The sequence below is a fragment of the Candidatus Phytoplasma fabacearum genome (genome assembly GCF_030586805.1).
Classification (GTDB): Bacteria; Bacillota_I; Bacilli_A; order Acholeplasmatales; family Acholeplasmataceae; genus Phytoplasma; species Phytoplasma fabacearum.
Map to the genome: position 1 here is coordinate 1 of NZ_JAOSIM010000020.1, position 4,596 is coordinate 4,596.

A 4,596-nucleotide genomic window follows, 5' to 3' on the forward strand; every position below is an offset into this window, starting at 1 on the left:
AATCGGTTGATAGAATTGAGCATATTTTTTGAAATTATCTTCGGTTTGACGGTTCTTATAATCAGCTATTTTCTTTTCGTAATCTTTGTAGTCGGCGTCTATTTTTTTTAACCAGTTGGTTGGTTTTATTTTCTAAAAAAATCCTTAAAAGGGTCTTAATTTAATAAAAAATAATTTTTTGTTGTTTATTTTTATACGACGTCGTATAGTTTGTTTAAATCAGAAAGAATTAAATCTTTATATTGTTTCGGTTTATTTTCATATCTTTCTTTTAATATTCTTTTGTAATTTTCGACATCAGATAACATTTCTTGGTATTTTTGTGTTTATTTTCTAATTTACCAATTTGAATATTAATATCTTTAATTTTAATAATTATTTCAAGTATTTCTTTTTGGATTTTTTCGATTTCCGCTTTTAATCTAAGATTTTTAATATTGTTTTCTTTTTCGTCCCTTTGTTTTTCTAATAATAATTTTTATTGTTCAAAAGATGTTATTTGAGGCGGAATAATATTTAATTCAGATTGGTATTCATCATATTCTTTTTGTTTTTCGCTGATTACACCTTTTTCTTAATTTAAATAACCTAAACTCAATCCCCCCTCCAACTCTTTTTAAATTTATTGATTTCTTCTTGTTCTTATTCTAATAAATAAATTGGTAATAAAGCAAAGTTTTGGCCCTGGATATTGGTTAGATAGTAGGAAATTTAGGCATCTTTTACGCCCCCCTCTATATTGTTATTAATCAAGATTATAATAGTTTACATAAAAATCATTATCTCATAAAATATTACAAACAGAAATACCAAAAAACCCCAAAATTCAAAAAAGTTTCACGGAAATTTCTAAACCTAAATTTAAAATTACTGATATTAAATTGTAAAATAAATATAATAAATAAATATTAAATCTAATCTATTTAAATTCAAATCGAAATTAAAATTATTAAAAAATAAATATAAAAATTTAATTAAGCAAACTCAAAAATTTACCAACCTTTCTGAAAAAAATTAGAAAAATTTATCCGAATGATATAATACAATATAAAAATTAGTTTTTTATATAACTACTTCCTATATAACTGTTCCTTAGTTGAGGAATATAATAAAATAAAAGGAGTTTAAGAATTAATATTTAAATGCAATAATTCAATTACAATTATAAAAATTTGTGTATTAATTTTATTAATTAATATTAATAATCATTCTATTATGGCGACCAGTTTCAATACCAAAAATAAAGAAATTATAAATTATGAAATTAGTGATCAAGAAATAAATAAAAATTTTCGATTATTAAATAATATAAAACAAAATGCTTTTGCTATATTGATTCGAATGTCATTAATGGCTCTTGTAAACAATGGATAGGAATTAATATCAAATAATAATAATTTTATTAAACAACAAATAGAAGTTTTTTTAAACATTTAAAACAAAAATACCCTCGTTTAATTGAAAAAAAATATTATAACAGCAGATAAATTAGTATTTTTACGGAGATAAAGAAGATCAAAATAAGATTTATATTATATTAATAAAAATATTATTGATTAAAATTCGATAAAAACTAATTAAAATGAAATTTATATGAGAATTTAAAAGTTAAAAAAACTTAAATAATCACATTCCCTCAATAATAACTTTTTTTCTAATCATAAAGTATGACCGAAATTATATTGAAAAAGAATAATTCAAATAACAATGAACACACGCAATCTCAATTAAATAAAATATCTCTAGTTAATAATTCGGCACCAGATCAATAGGTAAGAATAAATAAAATTTAAAATCTTTAAAAACAGTTGATTAGCACGGTAATAATAAAAAATATTTCTGGTAAAAAAATTAGGTTTCAGATATTAATATATTTTTAAATTATACCTTAAAATATTAAATATTATAATTAAATCTGTTAATAATCCGGACTAACTAAAAAAGTTGATTTTTTAACAAATATTAAAAAAATATTTTTTAATTTATTTCGAAAAGAAATAATTTTATAATAAAAACTTTATTTTAATTTGTTTTCAATTATTTAAATATTATACTATCTAAAATATTAATTAAAAGAAATTTATACATGATTTTTTTTATATTGTATTTTAATTTTTACTAAATAAATAGAATTACTTGAAATTATTATTATTTTTTTTAATATTGACGCAAATATTAATATTTGGTAAAATTAATCTACATGTTATTAAATTAAAAATTAATTTAGTATTTATAAATTCAATATACTATTTATAATTATATTTTTATTTTAATTAAATTTTAATTTAAATCGGGTTTTAATAAATTATCAATAGATAAATGAAAAATTATCCAATTATTTAGATATTTTTTATTTTTTTATTTCTTAGTTTACATGGTCTATTATTTTAAAAAATTTAATCATTTTTAAAATATTTGTTAATTTATAATTATTTATTTAAATATTTTTTTATTTAAAATTGTAATTTATAATAGATAAATATTTTTAAAAAAATTTAATTTAGTAAATTAATTTCAAACTTAATAATTATATTAAAAATATTTTTAGTTAATGTAATAAAAAATTATTTTTATCATATGTAAATATATTTATTATTTTTTTTATTTAGTTTTTTTAATAATTTGAAAAATATTTTAATTAAAAATAATTAATAAAAAAATTATAAGATAAATTAACGGAAAAGGTTTGATTATTATGTTTGAAAAATCTACAAAACATAAAATTATTAAGTTATTAATGAAAATTTTTATGTTTTTTTTATTAGTATTAAATATTTTTTTCATAACATTATTTAATCTTAATAATAAGATCAAAAAATCCAAAGTATTTTCTAATAAACAAATAAATAAAGTTGCAAATTTAAATAGAAATAATATAAATTTGTCAAATCAAGAACAAAAATTAATTTTTATAGATAATAATATTGTTTCATCTGACGAAATTATTGTAATCTTAAAGGAAAGAATAGTTAATCAATTTTTAAAAAGAAATAAAATAGCAAAAGCTTTTGAATTAGCCAAAAAAGACTTAGACATTAATTTTACAATATCAAACGATTATCCGCCAATCCAAGATGAAAAAAAATTTATAAAAGAATTAATCAAGATTGATCCCCAAATAACCTTAAAAGATGATGTAATCGAAGAACTTAATTCTATATTATTAAGAGAATATAGGATAAAAAAACAATTATATGAAAAATATGAATTTTTTATAAATTATAAATTAATTCACAATAAAATGAGAAATTCTAATATATATCAAATCAATGAATTATACAAAAATCCACAAATCCAAAATATAAAATATCCTTTTTATTCAATATTATTAAAATTTATTTTAGAAGATAAAGAAAAGGAAATTATTGAATTAAAAGAACAACTTAAAAAATTACAAGCTAATTTCAATTATTCTAATATAATAGAAAATCGAATGAAAGATGAAAAAGAATTTGAAAACAATTTGATAGCAATAGATTCAACATTGATATATCCACAGAATTTGTTAATTTTAAAAGAAAAAATAAAAAATCAATTTAAAGAAAAAAATCAATTAGCGAAACTATATGATCAAATACGAACAGAAATAGAATTATCTATTTTAAAACCTGAAGAAAAATTCTATATTGAAAATGAAGAAGATTATATAAACAATTCTTTGTTTACATCTTTAAATATACCGACTTCAGAAGAAAAAATTTTAGAACATTTCCAGAAAATATTATTATTAGAATATAAAAAGAAAAAAAATATTTTAAATTTATATAGTTCTTACTTAAAAAATATAATAAATATAATGTTAAATACAAAATCAAATAATTTTCTAACGTGGTCGTCAAATAAAATGGGTATGATAAATAAAATAATAAATAGTCCATTATTGACTTCATTTCTAAGACTTCAAATAGAAGATGCTCAAAATGAAATTATTAATTTAAAAGAACAAATGAAATATATACCTGCGACTATAAAAAATTTAGAAGATAAAAAAGAAGAATTACAAAATGATTTTCAAAATAAGTTAAAAAATTATTTTATTACTTATGATAAAAAAATTAATGATTTAAAAGCTCAAATACAAGAATTAACTAAAAACGATGAAAAACACGACCAAAATGATCAAAAACATGATACAGATATTATGACTTTTGATCAAAGATTACAAACATTAACTGCAACTACTGAAAAACACGATGAAAGTATTCTTGATTTCAATCAAAGATTCGCAACATTAACTGAAAATGATAAAAGACATGACAAAAATGATCAAATACATAACGATAATGATGAAAGACATGACAAAAACAATGAAAAACAGGAAGAAAACGATAGAAAACACGATGCAGATATTCTGGATTCTGTTCGAATATTAAAAAAATTAACTTCAACTACTGAAAAACACGATAAAAGTATTCTTAATTTTGATAAAAAATTCACAAAATTAACTGATAATGATAAAAGACACGATGAAAACGATGAAAAACACGACCAAAATGATCAAAAACATGATACAGATATTATGACTTTTGATCAAAGATTACAAACATTAACTGCAACTACTGAAAAACACGATGAAAGTATTCTTGATTTCAATCA

The 4,596-nt window shown here is 18.6% G+C and carries 2 protein-coding genes; both read left to right on the forward strand.

Going from position 1 to position 4,596, the window contains the following annotated elements; genetic code table 11:
* Positions 1–1,215: 1,215 nt before the first annotated feature.
* The gene (locus tag OC705_RS02005; protein WP_304512632.1) at positions 1,216–1,374 is read left to right on the forward strand and encodes a hypothetical protein; all 159 of its coding nucleotides are present in this window, start codon (positions 1,216–1,218) and stop codon (positions 1,372–1,374) included.
* Between the two features lie 1,321 nt (positions 1,375–2,695).
* A partial coding sequence (locus tag OC705_RS02010; protein WP_304512633.1) for a hypothetical protein occupies positions 2,696–4,596 on the forward strand: 1,901 nt, incomplete at its 3' end.